The organism is Pigmentiphaga sp. YJ18, assembly GCF_038066655.1.
Lineage (GTDB): Bacteria > Pseudomonadota > Gammaproteobacteria > Burkholderiales > Burkholderiaceae_B > Pigmentiphaga.
Map to the genome: position 1 here is coordinate 220,423 of NZ_JBBUKU010000006.1, position 21,067 is coordinate 241,489.

Annotated in this window: 23 protein-coding genes; 9 read left to right on the forward strand and 14 right to left on the reverse strand. The window is 68.7% G+C overall.

What is annotated here, in order from left to right; translation table 11 throughout:
- The first annotated feature begins 100 nt into the window (after positions 1-100).
- The gene (locus tag WKR98_RS27780) at positions 101-658 is read left to right on the forward strand and encodes a YggT family protein (RefSeq protein WP_124691163.1); all 558 of its coding nucleotides are present in this window, start codon (positions 101-103) and stop codon (positions 656-658) included.
- A gap of 42 nt (positions 659-700) precedes the next feature.
- Here WKR98_RS27780 and WKR98_RS27785 read toward each other — a convergent pair whose 3' ends face one another.
- The 9 genes from WKR98_RS27785 to WKR98_RS27825 all read right to left on the reverse strand — a co-directional run bounded on the left by WKR98_RS27785 (position 701) and on the right by WKR98_RS27825 (position 8,241).
- Positions 701-1,201 (reverse strand): glycine zipper 2TM domain-containing protein, encoded by a 501-nt coding sequence (locus WKR98_RS27785; protein WP_124691164.1) that lies wholly within the window; start codon positions 1,199-1,201, stop codon positions 701-703.
- Between the two features lie 164 nt (positions 1,202-1,365).
- Positions 1,366-2,322, reverse strand: a complete 957-nt coding sequence (locus WKR98_RS27790; protein ID WP_341435261.1) for a carbohydrate kinase family protein — start codon at positions 2,320-2,322, stop codon at positions 1,366-1,368.
- Between the two features lie 5 nt (positions 2,323-2,327).
- A complete protein-coding gene (locus WKR98_RS27795) occupies positions 2,328-3,518 on the reverse strand; it encodes a DUF3426 domain-containing protein (RefSeq protein ID WP_341435262.1) in 1,191 nt (396 codons plus the stop codon).
- Positions 3,519-3,530: 12 nt separating this feature from the next.
- Positions 3,531-4,424, reverse strand: coding sequence for a 50S ribosomal protein L11 methyltransferase (gene prmA / locus WKR98_RS27800; protein ID WP_124691167.1), 894 nt, complete (start codon positions 4,422-4,424; stop codon positions 3,531-3,533).
- A gap of 15 nt (positions 4,425-4,439) precedes the next feature.
- Positions 4,440-5,789: an acetyl-CoA carboxylase biotin carboxylase subunit gene (gene accC / locus WKR98_RS27805; protein WP_124691168.1), complete on the reverse strand. Its 1,350-nt coding sequence runs from the start codon at positions 5,787-5,789 to the stop codon at positions 4,440-4,442.
- 168 nt (positions 5,790-5,957) lie between these two features.
- On the reverse strand, positions 5,958-6,419 hold the full coding sequence (gene accB / locus WKR98_RS27810) for an acetyl-CoA carboxylase biotin carboxyl carrier protein (RefSeq protein WP_124691169.1): 462 nt from the start codon (positions 6,417-6,419) through the stop codon (positions 5,958-5,960).
- Positions 6,420-6,441: 22 nt separating this feature from the next.
- Positions 6,442-6,876 (reverse strand): type II 3-dehydroquinate dehydratase, encoded by a 435-nt coding sequence (gene aroQ, locus WKR98_RS27815; protein WP_124691170.1) that lies wholly within the window; start codon positions 6,874-6,876, stop codon positions 6,442-6,444.
- 139 nt (positions 6,877-7,015) lie between these two features.
- The gene (locus WKR98_RS27820) at positions 7,016-7,546 is read right to left on the reverse strand and encodes a TlpA family protein disulfide reductase (protein WP_238160178.1); all 531 of its coding nucleotides are present in this window, start codon (positions 7,544-7,546) and stop codon (positions 7,016-7,018) included.
- A gap of 77 nt (positions 7,547-7,623) precedes the next feature.
- A complete protein-coding gene (locus WKR98_RS27825; protein ID WP_124691172.1) occupies positions 7,624-8,241 on the reverse strand; it encodes a hypothetical protein in 618 nt (205 codons plus the stop codon).
- Between the two features lie 112 nt (positions 8,242-8,353).
- Between WKR98_RS27825 and mpl the strand changes: the two genes are divergently transcribed.
- The 3 genes from mpl to WKR98_RS27840 are packed head-to-tail and all read left to right on the forward strand — an operon-like array spanning position 8,354 to position 12,421.
- The gene (gene mpl / locus WKR98_RS27830) at positions 8,354-9,754 is read left to right on the forward strand and encodes a UDP-N-acetylmuramate:L-alanyl-gamma-D-glutamyl-meso-diaminopimelate ligase (RefSeq protein WP_124691173.1); all 1,401 of its coding nucleotides are present in this window, start codon (positions 8,354-8,356) and stop codon (positions 9,752-9,754) included.
- On the forward strand, positions 9,751-10,365 hold the full coding sequence (locus tag WKR98_RS27835; protein ID WP_124691174.1) for a YqiA/YcfP family alpha/beta fold hydrolase: 615 nt from the start codon (positions 9,751-9,753) through the stop codon (positions 10,363-10,365). Before mpl ends, WKR98_RS27835 begins: the two co-directional genes overlap by 4 nt.
- A gap of 7 nt (positions 10,366-10,372) precedes the next feature.
- On the forward strand, positions 10,373-12,421 hold the full coding sequence (locus WKR98_RS27840) for a ribonuclease catalytic domain-containing protein (RefSeq protein WP_124691175.1): 2,049 nt from the start codon (positions 10,373-10,375) through the stop codon (positions 12,419-12,421).
- 37 nt (positions 12,422-12,458) lie between these two features.
- Here WKR98_RS27840 and WKR98_RS27845 read toward each other — a convergent pair whose 3' ends face one another.
- Genes WKR98_RS27845 through WKR98_RS27865 form a run of 5 tightly spaced genes read right to left on the reverse strand, consistent with a single transcriptional unit; the run spans position 12,459 to position 16,737 of the window.
- Positions 12,459-13,112: a GntR family transcriptional regulator gene (locus WKR98_RS27845; protein WP_124691176.1), complete on the reverse strand. Its 654-nt coding sequence runs from the start codon at positions 13,110-13,112 to the stop codon at positions 12,459-12,461.
- 32 nt (positions 13,113-13,144) lie between these two features.
- Positions 13,145-13,561 (reverse strand): RidA family protein, encoded by a 417-nt coding sequence (locus tag WKR98_RS27850; protein ID WP_124691177.1) that lies wholly within the window; start codon positions 13,559-13,561, stop codon positions 13,145-13,147.
- Positions 13,562-13,583: 22 nt separating this feature from the next.
- Complete coding sequence (locus WKR98_RS27855) at positions 13,584-14,522, reverse strand: alpha/beta hydrolase (RefSeq protein WP_341435263.1); 939 nt, start codon at positions 14,520-14,522, stop codon at positions 13,584-13,586.
- Positions 14,509-15,726 (reverse strand): FAD-dependent oxidoreductase, encoded by a 1,218-nt coding sequence (locus WKR98_RS27860; RefSeq protein ID WP_341435264.1) that lies wholly within the window; start codon positions 15,724-15,726, stop codon positions 14,509-14,511. The genes WKR98_RS27855 and WKR98_RS27860 overlap by 14 nt, the downstream gene beginning before the upstream one ends.
- Before the next feature lie 18 nt (positions 15,727-15,744).
- The gene (locus WKR98_RS27865; protein WP_341435265.1) at positions 15,745-16,737 is read right to left on the reverse strand and encodes a Bug family tripartite tricarboxylate transporter substrate binding protein; all 993 of its coding nucleotides are present in this window, start codon (positions 16,735-16,737) and stop codon (positions 15,745-15,747) included.
- A gap of 218 nt (positions 16,738-16,955) precedes the next feature.
- On the opposite strand from WKR98_RS27865, the gene WKR98_RS27870 reads away from it, so the two are divergent.
- Genes WKR98_RS27870 through mtgA form a run of 5 tightly spaced genes read left to right on the forward strand, consistent with a single transcriptional unit; the run spans position 16,956 to position 20,997 of the window.
- On the forward strand, positions 16,956-17,363 hold the full coding sequence (locus WKR98_RS27870) for a VOC family protein (RefSeq protein WP_124691180.1): 408 nt from the start codon (positions 16,956-16,958) through the stop codon (positions 17,361-17,363).
- A 56-nt stretch (positions 17,364-17,419) separates the two neighbouring features.
- Positions 17,420-18,370, forward strand: a complete 951-nt coding sequence (locus tag WKR98_RS27875) for an NAD(P)-dependent oxidoreductase (protein ID WP_341435266.1) — start codon at positions 17,420-17,422, stop codon at positions 18,368-18,370.
- A gap of 17 nt (positions 18,371-18,387) precedes the next feature.
- Complete coding sequence (locus WKR98_RS27880; protein ID WP_124691182.1) at positions 18,388-19,371, forward strand: energy transducer TonB; 984 nt, start codon at positions 18,388-18,390, stop codon at positions 19,369-19,371.
- The gene (gene aroE, locus WKR98_RS27885; RefSeq protein WP_341435267.1) at positions 19,371-20,210 is read left to right on the forward strand and encodes a shikimate dehydrogenase; all 840 of its coding nucleotides are present in this window, start codon (positions 19,371-19,373) and stop codon (positions 20,208-20,210) included. The genes WKR98_RS27880 and aroE overlap by 1 nt, the downstream gene beginning before the upstream one ends.
- 1 nt (position 20,211) lies before the next feature.
- Positions 20,212-20,997 carry a monofunctional biosynthetic peptidoglycan transglycosylase gene (gene mtgA / locus WKR98_RS27890; protein WP_124691184.1) on the forward strand — a complete coding sequence of 262 codons (786 nt, stop codon included), beginning with the start codon at positions 20,212-20,214 and terminating at the stop codon, positions 20,995-20,997.
- The last annotated feature ends 70 nt before the right edge of the window (positions 20,998-21,067 follow it).

Sequence of the window (21,067 nt, forward strand, 5' to 3'; positions counted from 1 at the left end):
CGCCGGTTTCGCCCCCTGGGGGGCGCCCGAAGGGCGTAGGGGGGAGCTATAATCTTTTGCTTACAGCCTGCTGAATAGCAGTACGGTACCCGGAGTCCTCATGGTTGGCGATATCGCCCGTTTTCTGCTCAACGTCGTTTTCACCCTTTACGGGGCCGTGCTGCTGCTGCGGCTGTGGCTGCAGTTCGTGCGGATGCCGCCGTACAACCCGGTTTCGCGCACCGTGTTCCAGGTTACCGACTGGGTGGTGATTCCGCTGCGGCGGGTGCTGGGGGGGCGGGGTGGCGTGGATTGGGCCAGCCTGGTGGCGGCCTGGTTGACGGCACTGGTCTATCTCACGGCCATCATGCTGGTGGCGGGCGGCAATCCGCTTTCCATGCTACCCGAGGGGCTGTGGATCGCGTTGATGCTGATGCTGAAGTGGTCCATCAACCTGGTGATGTGGGTCACGCTGCTGATGGTGATCCTGTCGTGGGTCAATCCCGGCGCGCCGGCGATGCCGGTCCTTCAGGCGCTGACGGCGCCGCTGCTCGATCCGATCCGGCGCGTGCTGCCTTCGTTGGGAAGCCTGGACTTGTCGCCGCTGGTCCTGTTCTTGCTGACGCAGATCGCGCTGATGGTGCTGTCGCGCATCGGCCTGCCCATCTTCGGGCTGTGATGCCCGGCGGACGCAGGGCAGGCAGCGCCTGCCCTGCCTGCCTTACAGGTGCGTGACGCGGGTGGCGCCGGTGCCGCTCAGCACACGCACGCGATCCCCGACATAGAACATCTCGTCGGCTTCCTGCACGATGGAGCGCATTTCTCCATTCTGGAAGCGGACGGTAATCTCCAGCCCCTCGCGCTTGGACATGCCGCCTTCCACGGCCTGCCCGGCGATGCCGCCGGCGATCGCGCCCAGTACCGACGTGATGATCTGGCCACGGCCCCCGCCTATGCTGCTGCCGGCCACGCCGCCGACGATGGCGCCGCCGGCCGTGCCCACGCCGGTCTGGCCGCGGTCGATCGTGACGCGCCGCACCGACTCCACCGTCCCCATGCGCACTACCTGCTCGCGCTGCGCCTGGTTGCGGTCATAGACCGACGCCGAGTTGCTGCCCGTCGCGCATCCGGCCAGGAGCGCCAGCGCGGACAACGCGGCGGCCACGGCCAGAACGCGCCCGCGTCCGGCAGCCAGGGAAAGAGACGAATTGTTTGGATTCATAGAGCCATCCTGATGGAAAAGCGGAGAAACGCCGCAGCGCCCTCTTTTTGGTATGAAACAAAGGTCTTGGACTGGATTTATACCCTGTCGGTTCGCCCCCCGGCCCGTGGGCGCCCGCCCCGGACCGGCCAGGTTGTTTCAAACCATGACCGCGATGGGCCGCGTCAGCCCTGGGGCAACGAAAGTCCGTAGCTGCGTTCCAGGCGCGACGAAATCTCTTCGCGGCTGATCTGATGGTTCTGCGGGCCGCGGCAGGCGATCTTGATCGCGCCCATCAGACTGGCCAGCTTGCAGCAATCTTCCCAGCGCCAGCCCACCGTCAGCCCGTACAGCAGGCCGGCGCGGTAGGCGTCGCCGCAGCCGGTGGGATCCACCACGGCCTCGGCCTTGACCGGGTCGATCTGGATCTCGTGGCCGCCGGTCAGCAGCGTCGAGCCCTTCTCGCCCCGGGTCACGATGGCCGCCTGCAGGCCGGCGGCAATGTCGGCCATGCTGCGGCCCGTGCGCTGCTCGACCACATGGGCCTCATAGTCGTTGACCGTCAGCACCTGCGCGAGCGCCAGCATTTCCTCCAGGTCCTCGCCGCTGAACAGCGGCATGGCCTGGCCCAGGTCGAAGATGAAGGGAATGCCTTGCGCGTGCAGCCGCCGGGCATGCGCGAACATGCCGTCCTTGGCGTCGGGCGCGACGATGCCCCAGACGCCGGGCGCCCCGGTCAGGTCGTTGGTGGCCGCCGCCGACATGGCGCCGGGGTGGAAAGCGGTGATCTGGTTGTCCGCCAGGTCGGTCGTGATGAAACACTGCGCGGTGAAGGTGTCGGGAACGACCTTGACCCAGTCGACGTTGGTGCCTTGCTCGCGCATGCGGCGCAGGTAGTCGCCCGCGTCCTCGCCCACGGTGGCCACCGGCACGGGCGTGCCGCCCAGCAGCCGCATGTTGTAGGCGATGTTGCCCGCGCAACCGCCATACTCCTTGCGCATGGACGGCACCAGGAAGGAGACGCTGAGTGCGTGGACCTGCTCCGGCAGGATGTGTTCCTGGAATTTGCCTTCGAACACCATGATCGTATCGAACGCAACGGAGCCGCAGATGATGACGGGAGCGGTTTCGGGATGGGCCATGGCGGTCACGGATAGAAGATGGCGACGCGATAGCCGGTGGCGTGGGCGTCGAGGGTTTCGATGGGAATCCGCAGGACCCGCTCCTGGAGCGGCCCCAGGGGCTGGGCGAAGTCGCGGGGCGACAGGTAGACCGACGGCAGCAGGACCCGGCGTGCGGCTACCGCGTCGGACAGGTCCATCAGCGACAGTTCGATGGCGGGCCACGACTGCGGGAACGTGGCGCGGTTGCGCAGCACCATCCGCAGCGCCAGTTGGCGCGTGGGCAGGACGACTTCCGAGGATTCGCCCGGAGCCGACTCGGCCACGTCGGCGATGGGCGGCGCGAACCCGGGCGACTCGGGCGACCAGGGCTCGACGGACGACGATTCGATGACCAGCAGTTCCGGGGCGCGGGGATAGCCCACGGTGCACTGCCAATGCTGGCACAGCCGCTCCATGCCGGGGCGGAGCATGGGCACACGGGTCGCGATCTCGGCGCGGAAGATCCAGGCCGCCTGCGCCAGCAGGACCAGCAGCGCGATCAGCGCGGCCAGGCCCCACAGCCACTGGGCACGCCGACGGCGCTGCCGGATCTCTTCGTCTAGGAAATCGGGCGCATCTGCGCCGCGCGGCTCCTGCGCGCGTGGACGGGAGTCGCCCACGATGGGGGCGTGGGCGTCATCGGCGGCGGGTTCCTGCCCGGGCTCCATGCCCGGCTCGGCCGGGACTTCATCCGGCATGCCGACCGGCGCAGCGCGACGAGACCGCAATACCGAAGGCAGGGTGCCGTCGGCCGTTTCGTCCGACGCTTGCGGCACGGCATCGACCGCGATCGAAGCGGGCTCGGCCCCGGACGGCGAGGCCTCGCGGATGGGCGGATCGACGGGCTCGTTGCCAGCACCGGCCGGCAACGCGGAGAACGGCGGCACGGGTTCCGGCGCGAAAGACGGCTCGTCGTCGTCCGGCGCGGGAGCGACCAGCCCTTCCCCGCGCCGGCGCAGCACGTGCGGCTCGGCCGGCACCTCGGGCGGGGAGACCGGCCCGGCGGCCACCGGGCGCGGCGCGCCCCCGGCCGGGTCCAGCTCGATCAGGCTCTGGCTGCTATCGAAGACTTCGTTGCAGACCCCGCAGCGCACCCAGCCGCCGCGCAGCTTGATCTGGTCGGGAGCCACCCGGAACGCCGTGGCGCACTGGGGGCAGCGAGTGGCGAGCGTCATGCCTGGCGTCCGTCAGGCGGGACGCTGCCCGTGCAGGCAGACCCAGCCGTCCAGCGCGCGCCAGACCTTCATCTCGATCCACGGGGCGTACGCCTGCGCGACTTCGTCGGCCTGCCGCTCGAGCACGCCCGACAGAATCAGGTCGCCGCCCGGCAGCACGCGGTCGCACAGCATGGGCGCGAGCACCTTGAGCGGATTGGACAGGATGTTGGCGACCACCACGTCGGCGCGCCAGCCCTGGCGCACGTCGGGCAGTCCGGTCAGGACCTCGACTTCGTTGGCCTGGGCGTTGGCCTGGGCGGACTGGACCGCCTGCGGGTCGATGTCGATGCCCACGGTTTCGCCGGCACCGAGCTTGCGCGCGGCGATCGCCAGGATGCCCGATCCGCAGCCGTAGTCCAGCACGCTGCGGCCGGCCTGCAGGTTGGCGGCCAGCCAGGCCAGGCACAGATGGGTGGTGGGATGGCTGCCGGTACCGAAGGCCAGGCCCGGGTCCAGGCGGATGGAGATGGTGCCCGGGCGGTCCGGCACCTCGTGCCAGGTCGGCACGATCCAGATCCGGGCATCGACCTCGATGGGCTCGAACTGCGACTGGGTCAGGCGGACCCAGTCGGCATCCGGCACGTCGCGCAATTGCCAGGCGGGAAGCTCGTCGATACCGCAGGCCGCGCAGGCAACCGCCAGCAACTGGGCCGGGTCCTCGCCGTCGGGCAGCAGCGCCACGACGCGATTGCGCGACCAGGCCTGGGTTTCCGGCTCGAGGCCGGGCTCGCCGAACAAGGGCCGCTCGGCCTCGGTGCCGAAATCGGCATCCTCGACCGACACCGACAACACGCCCGCTTCCAGCAGCGCGTCGGACAGCGGCTCGGCCAATTGCTCGGGGCAGTCGAACACCAGTTCGCGCATACGGACTCGCTACCTTCAGTCCGGACGCTGGGACAGGCGATGCTCCAGATAATGGATGTTGGTTCCGCCTTCGATGAAGCGGGCATCCTGGAGCAATTCGCGATGCAGCGCGATGTTGGTCGAAATGCCGTCGACCGCCATTTCCGACAGGGCGATGCGCATACGCGCCAGCGCCTGGTCGCGCGTATCGCCATAGGCGATGACCTTGGCGATCATGGAATCGTAGTTCGGCGGCACGAAATAGCCGTTGTAGACGTGCGAATCGACGCGGATGCCGGGGCCCCCGGGAACGTGCCAGTTGGTGATGCGGCCCGGGCTGGGGGTGAAGCGGAACGGATCCTCGGCGTTGATCCGGCATTCGATGGCATGGCCGCGGAACACGACGTCGCGCTGGCGCAGCCGCAGCTTCTCGCCGGCGGCGATGCGGATCTGCTCCTGCACCAGGTCCACGCCGGTGATCGCCTCGGTGACCGGGTGCTCGACCTGGATGCGGGTGTTCATTTCGATGAAATAGAACTCGCCGTTCTCGTACAGGAACTCGAACGTGCCCGCGCCGCGATAGCCGATCTTGCGGCAGGCGTCGGCGCAGCGGTCGCCGATGCGGTCGATCAGCCGGCGCGGGATGTGCGGCGCCGGCGCTTCCTCGATGATCTTCTGGTGGCGGCGCTGCATCGAGCAGTCGCGCTCGCCCAGCCAGATCGCGCCGCGCTGGCCGTCGGCCAGGATCTGGATCTCGACGTGGCGGGGGTTCTCGAGGAACTTCTCCATGTACACGTCGGGATTGTTGAACGCGGCCGCGGCCTCGGACCGCGTCATGGTCACGGCGTTGAGCAGCGCGGCCTCGGTGTGGACCACGCGCATGCCCCGGCCGCCACCGCCGCCGGCGGCCTTGATGATGACCGGATAGCCGACCTTGCGGGCGATCTGGATGATTTCCTTCGGATCCTCGGGCAGCGCGCCGTCGGAACCGGGCACGACGGGAACGCCGGCCGCGATCATGGCCTGCTTGGCGCTGACCTTGTCGCCCATCATGCGGATGGATTCAGGCTTGGGGCCGATGAACACGAAGCCGCTCTTCTCGACCCGCTCGGCGAAATCGGCATTCTCGGACAGGAAGCCGTAGCCCGGGTGGATGGCCTCGGCGTCGGTAACCTCGGCCGCCGAGATGATGGCCGGCATGTTCAGATAGCTCTCGCGCGAAGGCGCGGGCCCGATGCAGACCGACTCGTCGGCCAGCTTGACGTACTTCGCCTCGCGGTCGGCCTCGGAGTGCACGACCACGCTCTTGATCCCCAGCTCGCGGCAGGCGCGCTGGATGCGCAGGGCGATTTCCCCGCGATTCGCGATCAGGATCTTTTCAAACATGAACGAATGTCCTGAAAAAGTCGGACGGCTGGTCGGGGCGCCTTCCTCCGGCGGCGTCGCGGCGGACGATGCCTTGCCGGGACTGGCGCGCCGGTCCCGGCGCCCGACTGATAACACGGTGTGGAGCGCATCAACGGGCAAGGTGTCGATGCGCATGGTGTGGACCGGTCAGCCGATCACGAACAGGGGTTGGCCGAATTCGACCGGCTGGCCATTCTCGACCAGGATTTCCTTGATGGTGCCGGCCTTGTCCGCCTCGATCTCGTTGAGCAGCTTCATGGCCTCGATGATGCACAGGGGATCGCCTTCCTTGACCGCCTGGCCCACGTCCACGAACGCCGCGGCGCCGGGGTTGGGCGCGCGGTAGAAGGTGCCGACCATGGGCGACTTGACGACGTGGCCCTGGGCCACGACGGGCGCCGGGGCGGGCGCGGCTTCCGGGGCCGGAGCCGGCGCGGCGGCGGCCTGCGGCATGACCTGATAGGCCTGGACCGCCGGCGCGGCGGTGAACTGGCCACCTTGCGCGAACTTGACGATGCGCACCTTGCCTTCGCCTTCGGTGATCTCCAGCTCGGCGATGCCGGACTCGGCAACCAGGTCGATCAAGGTTTTCAGTTTTCTAAGATCCATGGGGCTTCCCCAGTAATTTTCTTCAATGCGACAGCGCGTAGCGCACGGCCGCTTCATAGCCATCGGCGCCCAGCCCGGCGATCACGCCCACGGCCAGGTCGGAAAAATAAGAACGGTGCCTGAAGGCTTCCCGCTTGTGCACGTTCGACAAATGAACTTCGATGAACGGCACCGCCACCGCCGCAAGCGCGTCCCTGACCGCCACGCTGGTATGCGTGTAGGCCGCCGGATTGATCACGATGAAATCGACACCTTCGCCCGCGGCCGCCTGGATGCGGTCGACCAGCGCACCTTCGTGGTTGCTCTGGAACGAGGCGAGCGATGCGCCGTGCTGCTGTGCCAGGGCCAGCAGCCGTGCATCGATGTCGGCCAGCGTCGTCGCACCATAGATACCGGGCTCGCGCGTGCCGAGCAGATTCAGATTCGGGCCGTGCAAAACCAGGATGCGATGGGCCATATGCCTGCGATGCGATACGGAAGGGCGCGATTTTTACGCAAAACACGCCATATTGTCTATCAATTGTAACGAATTCGACGATTCTGCCTATGTCGGGGACATCCCGCCGCCGGGGATGCCCCGGGGATCCGCACCGCATTCAGGCAGTCTTGAGCACGCCCCGCAGGGTGTCGGGCTTGATCCGGCCGGAATACTGATGGATTACTCCCCCTTTTTCGTCGATCACTACCGTATACGGCAGGCCGCCGCTGGCGTTGCCCAGCTCGCGCGCCAGTTCCGTACCGACATTGCCGGCGATCAGCAAAGGATAACCCACGGGCACCTTTTCGACGAATTTCCGCATGTTGGCGGCCGAATCGATGCCGATCCCGACAAACTGCGCCGTATTGGCGAACTCCTTGTGCAACATGTCCAGTTCCGGCATCTCGTCCACGCAGGGCGGGCACCAGGTGGCCCAGAAATTCACCACCAGGCGCTGTCCCCGCCATTGCTGGAACGGATAGGCACGGCCGTCCAGCCCCTCCAGCGTCTGCGCGTACAGGATATTCACCGCCCGGTCGGACGCGGCATCGGGCGCCAGGCGCCACCAGGCCACGCCGCCGCCCACCAGGGCCGCCGCGACGCCCGTGCCGCCGTACACCAGCAGCCGGCGGCGGGAAGACGAGTTCACTGGACTACCCTCCTGTCGCTGCGCGACATCCTCCCCGCGGGAGGTCGCGCGCCCTTCGGGCGGCCGGGCGGGCGCGCTCATGCCGTTTCCCCCTGCATCCGCCCCTCCACGTCGTCCAGCAGCCGGGCGACGGCCCGCGCGTCGCCGCGCTCGGGGCGGCCGTCCGGGCCGGGCTTCAAGGCCCCGCGCAGCGCCAGGCCATCATAGATGCTCAACATGACGCCTTCCTCCTGCCAGAGGAAGTACAGGGCCTCGACCTTGCCGCGGCCGCGGAAATCCGGGCGCTCGCCCACTTCGTATTTGATGCCATGGTTCAGGAGGAATATCTCGACTTCCTTGGACGAATCGGCGAAGCACTGCAGGGCGATGTCGGAATGCTCGCCGGCGGTGCCGTTCCAGACAGGACCGACCAGGTAGGGCTGGAATCGTTCCAGCAGGTCCATGACCGACAGCGCCACCCGCCGCAGCCTGGCGAGGCGCGCGGGCTGGGTATCCCCCATGAACAAGGCCTGATATTCGCGGACCTCGCTCTCTATTTCGTCATTGTCCGGCAGCACGTCGCCGCGGGGCAGGCTGCCCGCCCCGACCAGCTGCTTGACCGCCTTGCGCTTGGCCGTGCTGTAGTCCAGGCCGTCCTCGGCGATCATCCGGGCCGCGGCGGCGGCGATTTCCTGGCGCAAAGAAGAAAACGACATGATTGCTCCGAGGAGGTGACCCCGACATCATACTTCGTCCCCGGTCCGACCCGCGGCGGCCCGGTCCGGCCCGGGCGTCTACAATCCATACCCCGACCGGAAGCAGGCAACCATGCATCTACACATACTCGGCATCTGCGGCACCTTCATGGGCGGCCTGGCGCTGATCGCGCGGGCGGCCGGGCACCGCGTCACCGGCTGCGACGCCGGCGTCTACCCGCCCATGAGCACCCAGCTCATGGAACAGGGCATCGAACTCATCGAAGGCTTCGACGCGAGCCAGACGGCGCTGAAGCCGGACCTGTTCGTGGTCGGCAACGTGGTAAGCCGCGGCAATCCGCTGATGGAAGCCATCCTGAACGAGGGGCTGCCCTACACCTCCGGTCCGCAATGGCTAGGCGAGCACGTGCTGCCCGGCCACCACGTGCTGGCCGTGGCCGGCACGCACGGCAAGACGACGACGACCTCGATGCTGGCCTGGATCCTGGAATCGGCCGGACTGCAGCCGTCCTTCCTGGTGGGCGGCGTGCCGCAGGACTTCGGCGTATCGGCGCGCCTCCTGCCCGGCCGGGGCGCCGCGCGGCCGGTATTCGCGATCGAAGCCGACGAGTACGACACGGCCTTCTTCGACAAGCGCTCGAAGTTCGTCCACTACCGGCCCCGCACCGCCATCCTGAACAACCTGGAATACGATCACGCCGACATTTTCCCGGATCTGGCCGCGATCGAAACCCAATTCCACCACCTGGTGCGGACCATCCCCGGCCAGGGGCGGGTCGTGGCGCCCACCCGCACGCCCGCCATCGATCGGGTGCTGGCGCGCGGATGCTGGTCGGAAACGGTCACATTCGGTGCCGAAGGCGACTGGCAGGCGGGGCCGGAGGACGCCTCGGGCACCTTCGAGGTCGTCCACCGGGGCAGGTCCGCTGGCCATGTGGCCTGGACGCTGAGCGGCGAACACAACCGGATGAACGCCCTGGCGGCCATCGCGGCGGCCGAGCACGCGGGGGTCGCCCCGGCGGACGCCGTGGCGGCCCTGAGCCGCTTCGCGGGGGTCAAGCGCCGCATGGAGCTGCGCGGCACCGTGGACGGCGTGCGGGTCTACGACGACTTCGCCCACCATCCCACCGCCATCGCCACCACCCTGGCCGGCCTGCGTGCCCGGGTGCCGGGCCAGCGCATCCTGGCCGTACTGGAACCGCGCTCGAACACCATGAAGCTGGGCGCCATGAAGGCCCAGCTTCCCGGCTCGCTGCAAGACGCCGACCTGGTGTTCTGCTTCGGCGCCCAGGACGGCAAGCACGCGCTGGGCTGGGACCCGGCCGAGGCGCTGGCGCCGCTGGGCGACCGGGCCAGCGGCTGGTCGGACCTGTCCGCCATGGTCGCGGCCATCGCCGCCGCCGCGCGCCCCGGCGACCACGTCGTGGTGATGAGCAACGGCGGCTTCGGCGGCGTGCACGACAAGCTGCTGCGGGCGCTGCGCGAGCGCGCTCCCGGCGCCGGGGGCGCATGATGCTGCTCTACCTGCACGGGTTCCGGTCCTCGCCCGCCTCGGCCAAGTCGCGGCAGCTGGCGCAGGCCATGGCCGAACGCGGCCGCCGGCGCGAATGGGCCTGCCCGCAGTTGCCGGCCAGCCCGCGCGCGGCCATGGAACTGGTCGAGCCGCTGGCGCGCGACATGCAGCAGCATGCGCGCGCGAACGGCGGCGAACTGACCCTGGTGGGCTCCTCGCTGGGCGGCTACTACGCCACCTGGCTGGCCGAACGGCTGGGCTGCCGCGCCGCGCTGCTCAACCCCGTCGTGCACGGGGCGCGCGACCTCGCCACGCAGGTGGGCGAACACCTGTCCTACCACGACGGCCAGCCTTTCAGCTTCACCGCCGGCCACGTGGACGAGCTGCGCGCCTACGCCGTCGCGCGCATCACCCGTCCCTCCCGCTACTATCTATTGGCGGCCACCGGCGACGAAGTGCTGGATTGGCGCGAAATGCGCGACCACTACGCGGGCGCGCGGCAGCACATCATCGAAGGCGGCGACCACGGCATCACCGACTTCGAGCCTTACCTGCCCGGCGTCCTGGCTTTCGCCGACGCCGCGGCAGACGACGAATCACTCCCTGGGTAAACACACGATGCATGTCCTCTACGAGGATGACGGCGGATTCAAGGCCGCCACTGTCCTGAGCGAAACCGACACCAGCCTGCAGGTCGAGGCGGCCAGCGGCAAGCGCAGCAAGATCAAGAAATCCGCGGTCATCGTGCGTTTCGAGCAGCCGTCGCCCGAGGCCCTGCTGAAGGAGGCCGACGCGGCCTCGCAGGACCTGGACCTGGAATTCCTGTGGGAATGCGCGCCCAAGGACGACTTCGACATCCCCGTGCTGGCCGAGGAATACTACGGCCACCCGCCCACCCCGGTGGAACAGGCCGCCATGCTGCTGCGCGTGCACGGCGCGCCGGTCTATTTCCACCGCCGCGGCAAGGGCAAGTACCGCCCCGCCCCGCCCGACATCCTGGCGGCCGCGCTGGCCGCGCTGGAAAAGAAGAAACGCCAGGCCGAACAGCAGCAGGCCTGGGTGGACGAGATCAAGGCCGGCACCCTGCCCGAGCCGCTGGCCCGGCAGGCCGAGACCCTGCTGTTCAAGCCCGACAAGAACACCCTGGAGTGGAAGGCGCTGGACGCCGCCTGCACCCAGTTGCAGAAGCGCCCCGAGCGGCTGCTGATGGACCTGGGCGCCTTCCCCAGCGCGATCGCCATCCACAAGCGCCGCTTCTATACCCAGCAGTTCCCGCGTGGCACGGGCTTCGCCCCGGCCGAGGTGCCCGCCATCACGCGTGAACTGCCGCTGGCCGAGGTCGAAGCCTATTCGGTGGACGACATCACGACCACCGAGATCGACGATGCGCTGTCGGTGCAGGCGCTGGAGGACGGGACGCTGCGGGTCGGCATCCACATCGCCGCCCCGGCCCTGGCCGTCACGCGCGACAGCGACCTGGACGCGCTGGCCCGCGCGCGCATGTCCACCGTCTACATGCCGGGCGCCAAGATCCCGATGCAGCCCGACGAGGTGATCGCCGCCTTCTCGCTGGATGCCGGCCGGCCCGTGCCCGCGCTGTCGCTGTACGTCGTCGCCCATCCCGACACCGGCGAGGTCCTGTCGCACGAATCGCGCATCGAGCGCATCGTCGTGCGCGAGAATCTGCGCCACAACACGCTGGACGATCTGGTCGGCGAAGAACAGCTGGACGACCCCGCCGCCGAACTGCCCTACGGCCACGTCTTCCGCCCGCTGTGGCGGCTGGCCAAGGCCCTGTCCCGCCGCCGCGACGAAGTCCGCGGCAAGCCCGAGTCGAACAACCGGGTCGACTTCAGCTTCTACGTGGACGGCGACCCCGATCACCCCGAGTCGGCGCATGTGCGCATCGAGCAGCGCAAGCGCAACGCGCCGCTGGACCGGCTGGTGGCCGAATACATGATCCTGGCCAACAACCTCTGGGGCGGGCTGCTGTCGTCCTGCGGGGTGCCGGGCATCTACCGCTCGCAGCAGATGGGCCGGGTGCGGATGGGGACCGCCGCGGCGCCCCATGATTCGATAGGCGTGCCGCAGTACGCCTGGTGCACTTCGCCGCTGCGCCGCTATGTGGACCTGGTCAACCAGGGCCAGTTGATCGCCGCCATCGAGCACGGCGTATCGGCACGCCTGGTCGCCCCCTTCAAGCCGCGCGAGGCCGACCTGTACGCCGTCATCAGCGCCTTCGAGGCCAAGTACGGTGCCTATGCCGATTTCCAGCAGGCCATGGAACGCTTCTGGTGCCTGCGCTGGATCAAGCAGCAAGGCCTGCGCCGGATCGAAGCCGTGGTCCTGCGCGAAGACCTGGTCAGGTTGAAGGACGCGCCCTTCTATACCCGCGTGGGCACCCTGCCCGACCTGGAGCGCGGCCGCCACGTCCTGCTGGAAGTGATGGGCGACGACGAACTCGACCTGAGCCTGGACTGCCGCTTCCTGGACGTGGTGGATGCGCAGGGGGACGCCGAGGACATCGAGGACGAGCCGACGGCCGAAGCCGCGGCGGAAATCGCCGAGACCGACGCGGCGGACGGCCCCGACGCCACGGACCAGCGCCTGGACGGCGCGGGCGCGCCCGCCCCTGACGACGGGCCGAAGCCGGAAGAAGGGGCCTGAGGCACCCTGGCCTCAGCGGTCGCCGGCCGGTCCGGGCTCAGGCGTCCTCGTCCTGGCGCGAGCGGATCAGCCGCAGCACGTGATTGCTGAGGCGGGCATGGTGGCTGCGCATGGCGTTGTACGCCGCCTCGCAGTCGCCGCCCAGGATGGCATGGACGATGGGCCCGTGCTCGTCCTGCGACACCGACAGCCGGTCGTGCACGTGGGCCTGGGCCTGGCGGAACGGCGCCAGCCGCTCGCGCAGGTCGGCCACCATCGAGGCCAGCACCTCGTTGTGGGCGCCGGCCAGGATCTGGGCGTGGAACTGGCGGTTGTTGTTCAGATACCCGGCGACGTCCTCGTTCCGGGCGAACTCGGCGCTCTGTTCGTAGATGAACTCGAGCTCTTTCTTCTCCATGGCCGTCATGCATTCGGCGGCGCGGCGCGCGCACAGCGCCTCCAGCTCGCAGTCGGCCTCCAGCAGCTTGGCCAGCTCCTTGACGCCGATGGAGGCGACCACCACGCCCCGGCGCGGCATCACCTCCACCAGCCCCCGGCTGCCCAGTTCGCGCAGGGCCTCGCGGATGGGCGTGCGGGACACGTTGAACTTCTCGGCCAGCGACCGTTCCTCGAGCTTGGTGCCCGGCGGATAGGTGCCGTCGATGATTTGTTCAGCCAGCTGCTTGGATATCTTGGAGGAAATCGTGGACATGACTACCCGATTGGTCAGTAGGCCGCATGCGGTCACGGCCGGGGCCGGCATGCCACCACTTTCATCTCGACGATCATGTCGGGACGCGGAAGCTCGCTGACCGCCACCGTGGTGCGGGTGGGGCCGCCTGCATCGAAATACTCGCCGTAGACCGCATTGTATTTCGGGAAGTCCTTCATATCGGTCAGGAATACCAGGATGTCGATGCAATCGGCCAGGGTTGCGCCGGCCTCGGCCAGCGTGGCCCGCACGTTCTCGATCACCACGCGGGTCTGGACCTCGATGTCGCGGGTCACGCTGCCGTCGGCATGGCGGGTGGCGCCGGCGATGGAGCCGTCGGGCAGCCGGGCGCTGATGCCCGACAGGTAGATGCTGTCGCCCATCGTCTTGTAGTGGGGATACTTGCCCAGCGGCTGGGCGCGGGTGGCAAGCGTGGCGGAATCACTCATGGGGAACCTCGAAGAAGGAAGATCAGGCGATGCTGCGGAAGAAATCCAGGATCTCGCGGCCCAGCGTTTCCTCGCCGCTGTCGAAGTGGGCCACGATGGACGTGTGGTTGTGCCGCATCATCTGCACGAAGCGGGGAACATAGCCGCGCGCGCGGGCCACGCGCTGGCAGAACTCCAGCCCGTAGAGGTCCAGGTAGGGATTCTCGTACTGCGCGATGGCGATCATCACCGGCAGGTCCGACTCGGCGGCGTAGGCCATGGGCGAATCGGTCTCGTGGCGGGCCGGATCCGTGCCGAAGTAGGCCTCGACCGCCCTGGCGTTGGGATTGCCCGGCAGCGTGTCGGCCTGCAGCCGGGCGCTGACCAGCACCGCGCCCAGCACGCCGGGGTCGGGCCGGTAGCCCCGGCGCGGATCGAAGCAATAGGTAGCCACGTGCGTGCCGCCCGCCGAATGCCCGATCAGGAACATGCGGCGGGGGTTGCCGCCGTAGGCGGACACGTGTCCGGCCAGCCAGCGCACGGCGGCGGCCACGTCGTCGGCGCCGCCCGGGAACGGCGCCTCGCCCGCCAGGCGGTATTCCATGTTGACCGCCACCATGCCCTGGCGCGCGAACCAGTACGACACGTTGTCGTAGATGTGGCCGTTGGAGCTCTTGGACCCGCGGATGAAGGCGCCGCCATGCACGAAGACCACGACATCGGCATCGCGCGCGCCGTCGGGCGTGAAGACGTCCAGTACCTGGCGCGCGCTGTCCCCGTACGGCAGGTCGCGCGCGACGGCGATCCCGTCCTTGGGCGCCGCCGCGACCAGCGGCGAATACAGCTTGACGACCAGGTCGCGGAAGCGGTTGATGTCGGTGCCCCAGACGGGGCCGGCGCGCTCGAGTTCGGCGGCCTGCTCGGGCGGCAGGCTGCCCAGCGTGCGGGTGGGGTCGATCATGGTGTCCTCAGGTGATGGCATTGGCGGTTTCCAGGCTCTCCAGCAGCGAGGCACGGCGCATGTATTGCCGCGCGCCGGCCGGATCGTCCGCGATGCGAGCCAGCTCTTCGAATTTCTTCTGGCGGCTGGGCTCGTCTTTTTCTTCCAGCATTTTCTTGTTGGCGATGGTCTGCGCCTGCACGAAGGCCACCGCGGCATGGCGTCGCTGGCGGCTGTACTGGTCCAGCAGCGCCTCGTCCGCGCCCCGCAGCACCGCGCCCAGCTTGCCGGCCAGGTTGATGGCGTCGTGGATGCCGCCGTTCATGCCCATGCCGCCGATGGGATTGTTGACGTGCGCGGCGTCGCCGGCCAGCAGCAGCCGGCCGCGCCGGAAAACCTGCGCCACGCGCTGGTTCACGCCGTACACGTTGCAATAGGCCACCTCATAGCGCCCGGCCTTGGGGAAGAACTTCTGCAGCCGGGCCTCGACGCCCCGTTCGCTCAGCGCCTCTTCCTCGGACTCGTCCACGCGGGTCGGGAAGATGGCGCGCCATAGCCCTTCCCCGGCCTCGCCACGGACCTTGAACAGGTTGCACCATTCGTCCGGGTCGGAGAAATAGTTGCGGTAGGCGTAGTCGGGATGGGCCCCCTGGAAATCGAAACTGGTGGCGATCTTGATGAAACGTTCCTGGTAGGTGAAGCCTTCGAACGGGATGCCGGCGGCCTTGCGCACCGTGCTGCGCCCGCCGTCGGCGCCGATCAGGTAGGCGCCGCGATAGCGCCGTATGCCGTCGGGCCCCCGGGCCGTGATCTCGACGTGGTCGGCATGCTCCTCGACCTGCTCGACCGCATGCCCGTAGCGTACGTCGAAATCCGACTCGTCGGCATACTGCTGCGCGATATCGCCCGTCAGCTTGTACTGCTCGTACTGCAGCACGAAGGGAAAGCGGAAGACGTCCGCCATCGCGCGCAGGTCGAACTCCGCGATCAGCTTGCCTCTGACCCGGTCGCGGTACTGGTAGGTCTCGGACACCAGGCCGCGCGGCACGATGGTCCGGGTCACGTCCAGTTCGTCCAGCATTTCCAGCGTGGTCGGGTGGATGGACGCGGCGCGCTGGTCCTTGACCGGTCCGGGCTCCTGCTCGAACACGGTCACCGGTATGCCCTGCCGGTTCAGCGCCAGCGCGCACACCATGCCCACGGGGCCGGCCCCGACGATGAGAACGCGCTGCTTGTCTGCTTGCATGATGATCCTTCTCCTGGGTTATTGGGGCTTGATGCCGGCCATTTCGATCATCGGCTTCCACACTTCGATGTCGCGGCGAATGCGCTGGGCGAACTGCTCCTTGACCTCGGGCAGCGGGGTGATGCCGGCATCCTCCAGCTTCTTGCGGAAGGCGGGGTCGGCCAGAGCCGCCAGCACCGCGCCGGAGATCCGGTCCACGGCTTCGGCCGGCATGCCCGCCGGCCCCAGCAGCCCGTTCCAGGTCTCGACCTCGGGAATGCCGGGTACCGATTCGGCCAGCGCCGGCACGTCCGGCAGCTGCTTGACCCGATTCTTGCTGGATACGCCCAGCAGCCGCACGCGCGCGTCGCGGGCATAGGGCACGACCTCGGACAGGTTGCCGGAATACATGTCGATCTGGCCGGCCACCACGTCGCCCAGCGCCAGCGACGCCCCCTTGTACGGCACTTCCACCACATCGATGCCCGTGTACTTGGCGAAGACCAGCGCCGACAGGTGCGTCAACCCGCCCACGCCGGCGTTCCCCATGTTGAGTTTGCCGGGATTCTTCTTGGCATAGGCGATCAGCTCCTGCACGTTCCGCGCCGGAACCCGGGCGTTGACCGTGATCACGAACGGATTGCCGCCCACGTTGGCGATGGGCACGAAGTCCTTCACCGGGTCGTAGCGGATCTTGTTGGTGAACGGCGCCGTGGATATCTGCGTAAGCGTGCCCATGAACAAGGTGTAGCCGTCGGCCGGCGAACGCGCCACGTATTCCGCCGCGATCAGGCCCGCCGCACCGGCCTTGTTGTCGACCACGACCGGCACGTGCAGCGCCTTGCCGAGCTGCTCGCCGATCAGGCGCGCCATCAGGTCGGTGTTGCCGCCGGGTGCATAGGGCACCACGATGGTGATCGGCCGCACCGGCCAGGAGGGTGCGGCCGCGCCGGCCGTGAAGGCCGCCCCCGATGCCGCCATGGCCAGGGCCACGGCCCCCGCCTTCATGCAAGACCTGCGTTGCTTTTTCATTCCGAGCTCCAGTTTGGTGGGGTGACCCATGACGCACTCGCCCGAGGCGCCGGGCCACACGGAGACATCCGATGCAACTTACATGCCAAATCAATTTTAGGTATTCACTAAACCAACAACAAAAATCCTTTTCTAATTTTGGTATACCTGTAATATAGAATGGAACACCAAAAAATGGGAAGCCCCATTTTTCATCCCTCGAACGACCAGGAGCATTCATGGAAAAACTCAGGCACATCGCCCTCTCGGTGGAAGATCCCGAAGCCGCCGCCCAATTCTTCGAAAAAGCCTTCGGCATGACGCGGGCCGGCAAGGCCATGCGGGGCGTCTACATGACCGACGGTGTCATGAACGTGGCGCTGCTGAACTTCGCCAACGAGACCGTGCCCGGCTACGCGGGCCTGAAGGACGTGCGCGGCGTGATCCACTTCGGCATGTGGGTCGACGACCTGGAAGCCGCCGAGAAGCGCATCACCGAAGCCGGCGGCACCTACCTGACCGGCCGCAAGGAAACCGACCCCAACGTGTTTTATGAGGTCAAATACCGGATGCCGGACGGCACGGTCTTCGACATCACGGAAAATGGCTGGAAGGGCGCCGTGAAGGAAGTCAAGCCGGCCGGCTGAAACGTCCGAGCCCCTGCGCCGCGCGCGGCGCACCGCCCCATTCCTGGAAGCCCCCGATGACCCGACACGTCCTGACCACCATTCCCCTGCCGCCGGCGCTGCGCGACGGTATCGCGCGCCACTATCACCTGCACGAGAGCGCATCGGACTTCGGCGACGGTGCCACCGCCGACGTCGAAGCGGTGGTCACCAACGGGTCGATCGGCCTGACCGCCGCTCAGATGGACAGGCTGCCCCGCCTGCGGGTGGTCTGCTCCATGGGCGCCGGCACCGAGAACATCGACATCGCCGGTGCCCATGCCCGAGGCATCGTGGTCACGAACGCCCCCGGCGCCAATGCCGCCACGGTGGCCGACCATGCGATCGGCCTGGCCCTCGCGGTCGCGCGGGGCCTGCGGACCCTGGGCAACCGGCTGGCCCGCGGCGAAGCCTGGACCGCCCTGCGCGCGCCCCGCCCCAGCCTGAACAAGTCCCGCGTGGGCGTCATCGGCCTGGGCCAGATCGGCCGGATGGTGGCCGACCGCGCCGCCGCCTGCGGCGCCGACATCGGCTATCACAACCCTTCCCCCAAGCCCGGCGCGCCCGGCACCTACTACGCCGATCCGCTGGAGCTCGCCCGCAACAGCGATTTCCTGTTCGCCTGCTGCCCCGGCGGCCCGCGCACGCGCCACCTGTTGAACCGCGAGATGTTCCAGGCCCTGGGGCCCGGTGGCGTCGTCATCAACGTCTCGCGCGGATCGGTGCTCAAGACCGGCGACCTGCTGGAGGCGCTGCGCGCCGGTCAACTGGCCGGCGCCGGGCTGGACGTGCTCGAGGAAGAACCCGAACCGCCCGCCGCGCTGCTGGCTGAGCTGGCGGGCATGGACAACGTCGTGCTGACGCCCCACATCTCGGGCCGCTCGCCCGCGGCCATCCTGGTGCAGCTCGACATGATGCTGGAGAGCCTGGAAGACGGCCTGGCCGGCCGCCCGCCGCGCTACGCCGTACGGCCATCCGCTTCCGCCTGACGCTTTACAATCGCGGGGTGTCGCATTCCCCCGCTCCCCTCCCCCCTGACGGCAAGCCCGCGGCCTCCGGCCCCCGGCCTTCTTCCACGCAGGATCCGCTGCCGCGCCGGCTTCGGCGCGCCGGCGCGCGCGTCCTCGACCAACTGGCCGAGGACTGGACCACCCGCCCCGACCGGCGCTATCTGATGAGTGCCCTGGCGATCTCGCTGTTCGCCCACCTCATCCTGTTCGCGCTGCATTTCACCGCGCCCCGGCCCACGCGCCCCGAGCGCGACGACGGGCTGGAAGTGGTGCTGCTCAACGCCGGCACCGGCCACGCCCCGGCCCAGGCCCAGCTGCGGGCGCAGGTCGCCAGCGACGGCGGCGGCGATGCCGCGTCCGGCCATGCCAAGGCGCCGGTGCCGCACTCGGCCGCCAGCCGCGACGGCAAGCTGCTGGCCGAACTGCAGCAGCGCCAGGCGGCGCTGGAGGCCGAACAGCGCCGCCTGACGGCTTCGCTGTCGCGCGACCACGGCCAGGCGCCCACGCCTCCCGGCCCGCTGGGTGCGCCCGCCCCCGAACGCAACCCCACCCAGGTCCGGGCGGAACAGCTCGCCCGCCAGTTCGCCGAAATCTCCCAGCGCGTCGACGACTACAACAAGCGTCCGCGCCGGCACTTCTTCGCCCCATCCACCTCGGAATACCGCTTCGCGGTGTACGTCGAGCAATGGCGGCAGCGGGTCGAGACGCTGGGCAACCGGAACTATCCGGCCGCCGCCCGCGGCAAGGTGTACGGCTCCCTGCGCATGACGGTATATATACGCAGCGACGGCACCGTCGAACGCATGGACATCGACAAGCCTTCAGAACATAAAATACTGAACGACGCGGCCAGGCGGATCGTCGCGCTGGCCACGCCGTTCGCCCCGTTCCCGCCCCAGATCGCGCGCGACACCGACGTGCTGGCCATCACGCGCACCTGGTACTTCACCAACGACAAGCTACTCGCGAAACCCGGCTGATGTCCTCCGCTCCCGCCCGCTACGCCGTCATCGGCAACCCCGTCGCCCACAGCAAATCGCCCTGGATACACGCGCGGTTCGCCGAGCAGACCGGCCAGGCCCTCACCTACGAGGCCATCTGCGCGCCCGTCGACGGTTTCGCCGCCCAGGTGGCCGGATTTTTCGCGGCGGGCGGCGGCGGACTGAACGTGACCGTTCCCTTCAAGCTGCAGGCCTTCGAACTGGCCCGCGCCCACCTGAGCCCCCGCGCCATGGCGGCCGGGGCGGTCAACACCCTGTGGATGGCGGACGGACGGCTGCACGGCTGCAATACCGACGGCGTCGGCCTGATCGCCGACCTGCGGCGGCTGGGCGCGCGCCTGGCCGGCGCGCGCGTGCTGCTGGCCGGGGCCGGCGGCGCCGCGCGCGGCATCCTGCTGCCGTTGATCGAGGCCGGCTGCGCCCGCATCGACATCGCCAACCGCACGGCGGCCCGCGCCGAGGAACTGGCGACTGCGTTCCCGGCCGGGCAGGCCGCGCTGCGGGGCAGCGGCTATGCCGACCTGCAGGCCGGCGGCGGCTGGGACCTCGTAATCAATGCCACCGCCAGCAGCCTGGACGACCAGGCCCCGCCCCTGCCCGCCGGCGCCTACGCCCCCGGCGCGATGGCCTACGACCTGATGTACGCCGCCCGGCCCACCGCCTTCCTGCGCCAGGCGGTGGCCGACGGCGCCTCGGCCACCGCCGACGGCCTGGGCATGCTGGTCGGCCAGGCGGCCGAGAGCTTCCACATCTGGCGCGGCGTGCGGCCCGATCCGGCACCGGTGCTGGCCGCGCTGCGCAAGCTGCTCTCCGCCTGACATGCCTCCCCGCCGCCCCCCACGCGCCACCCGCCGCCGTCCGCTGGCCGGCCGCGTCGCGGGCATGGCCATGCGCCTGGTGCTGGCCGCGGTGGCGCTGTTGCTGCTGTACCAGGTCTGGCTGTTCGGCTGGGTGCTCTGGTATGCCTACATGCCGCCGGGCTCGACCTCGGTCATGCGCAGCGAGCTTGCGCGCCTGCAGGAGCGCGATCCCCACCGGCGCCTGAACTACCAGTGGGTGGACTACGGCCGCATCAGCAACAACCTCAAGCGCGCCGCCGTCGCCGCCGAGGACGCCAATTTCCTGGAACATGGCGGCATAGACTGGAACGCGGTCGAAAAGGCCTACGACCACAACCGCCAGTTGGCCGAAGCGACCGAACGCGCGATGGCCCGCGGCCGCAAGCCGCCCTCGCGGCCCATGCGCGGCGGCTCCACCATCACCCAGCAGGTCGCCAAGAACCTGTTCCTGTCCAACTCCCGCAACTACCTGCGCAAGGGCCAGGAAGTGGTCATCACCTACATGATCGAGCTGGTCATGACCAAGCAGCGCATCCTGGAGCTGTATCTGAACATCGCCGAATGGGGCGAGGGCGTCTTCGGCGCCGAGGCGGCGGCCCGCCACTATTTCAAGACCTCGGCCGCCAACCTGTCGTCCTACCAGGCCGCGCGGCTGGCTTCCATGCTGCCCCGGCCCCGCTTCTACGACAAGAACCGGGGCTCGGCCTACCTTGCCTCGCGCACCGACCGCCTGCTGCGCTGGATGCCGGGCGCGGCCATTCCGTGACGCAATTGCAACCAAGCGCGCCAACTGGCGGAGCCACGCAGACGAATGTCATGTGGCGCGCGTACAATTG

What these genes read in the sequence shown, in the direction of transcription:
- WKR98_RS27780 (WP_124691163.1), top strand. Translation starts at nt 101, where the DNA reads ATGGTTGGCGATATCGCCCGTTTTCTGCTCAACGTCGTTTTCACCCTT.
- WKR98_RS27785 (WP_124691164.1), bottom strand. Translation starts at nt 1,201, where the DNA reads ATGAATCCAAACAATTCGTCTCTTTCCCTGGCTGCCGGACGCGGGCGC.
- WKR98_RS27790 (WP_341435261.1), bottom strand. Translation starts at nt 2,322, where the DNA reads ATGGCCCATCCCGAAACCGCTCCCGTCATCATCTGCGGCTCCGTTGCG.
- WKR98_RS27795 (WP_341435262.1), bottom strand. Translation starts at nt 3,518, where the DNA reads ATGACGCTCGCCACTCGCTGCCCCCAGTGCGCCACGGCGTTCCGGGTG.
- prmA (WP_124691167.1), bottom strand. Translation starts at nt 4,424, where the DNA reads ATGCGCGAACTGGTGTTCGACTGCCCCGAGCAATTGGCCGAGCCGCTG.
- accC (WP_124691168.1), bottom strand. Translation starts at nt 5,789, where the DNA reads ATGTTTGAAAAGATCCTGATCGCGAATCGCGGGGAAATCGCCCTGCGC.
- accB (WP_124691169.1), bottom strand. Translation starts at nt 6,419, where the DNA reads ATGGATCTTAGAAAACTGAAAACCTTGATCGACCTGGTTGCCGAGTCC.
- aroQ (WP_124691170.1), bottom strand. Translation starts at nt 6,876, where the DNA reads ATGGCCCATCGCATCCTGGTTTTGCACGGCCCGAATCTGAATCTGCTC.
- WKR98_RS27825 (WP_124691172.1), bottom strand. Translation starts at nt 8,241, where the DNA reads ATGTCGTTTTCTTCTTTGCGCCAGGAAATCGCCGCCGCCGCGGCCCGG.
- mpl (WP_124691173.1), top strand. Translation starts at nt 8,354, where the DNA reads ATGCATCTACACATACTCGGCATCTGCGGCACCTTCATGGGCGGCCTG.
- WKR98_RS27835 (WP_124691174.1), top strand. Translation starts at nt 9,751, where the DNA reads ATGATGCTGCTCTACCTGCACGGGTTCCGGTCCTCGCCCGCCTCGGCC.
- WKR98_RS27840 (WP_124691175.1), top strand. Translation starts at nt 10,373, where the DNA reads ATGCATGTCCTCTACGAGGATGACGGCGGATTCAAGGCCGCCACTGTC.
- WKR98_RS27845 (WP_124691176.1), bottom strand. Translation starts at nt 13,112, where the DNA reads ATGTCCACGATTTCCTCCAAGATATCCAAGCAGCTGGCTGAACAAATC.
- WKR98_RS27850 (WP_124691177.1), bottom strand. Translation starts at nt 13,561, where the DNA reads ATGAGTGATTCCGCCACGCTTGCCACCCGCGCCCAGCCGCTGGGCAAG.
- WKR98_RS27855 (WP_341435263.1), bottom strand. Translation starts at nt 14,522, where the DNA reads ATGCCATCACCTGAGGACACCATGATCGACCCCACCCGCACGCTGGGC.
- WKR98_RS27860 (WP_341435264.1), bottom strand. Translation starts at nt 15,726, where the DNA reads ATGCAAGCAGACAAGCAGCGCGTTCTCATCGTCGGGGCCGGCCCCGTG.
- WKR98_RS27865 (WP_341435265.1), bottom strand. Translation starts at nt 16,737, where the DNA reads ATGAAAAAGCAACGCAGGTCTTGCATGAAGGCGGGGGCCGTGGCCCTG.
- WKR98_RS27870 (WP_124691180.1), top strand. Translation starts at nt 16,956, where the DNA reads ATGGAAAAACTCAGGCACATCGCCCTCTCGGTGGAAGATCCCGAAGCC.
- WKR98_RS27875 (WP_341435266.1), top strand. Translation starts at nt 17,420, where the DNA reads ATGACCCGACACGTCCTGACCACCATTCCCCTGCCGCCGGCGCTGCGC.
- aroE (WP_341435267.1), top strand. Translation starts at nt 19,371, where the DNA reads ATGTCCTCCGCTCCCGCCCGCTACGCCGTCATCGGCAACCCCGTCGCC.
- mtgA (WP_124691184.1), top strand. Translation starts at nt 20,212, where the DNA reads ATGCCTCCCCGCCGCCCCCCACGCGCCACCCGCCGCCGTCCGCTGGCC.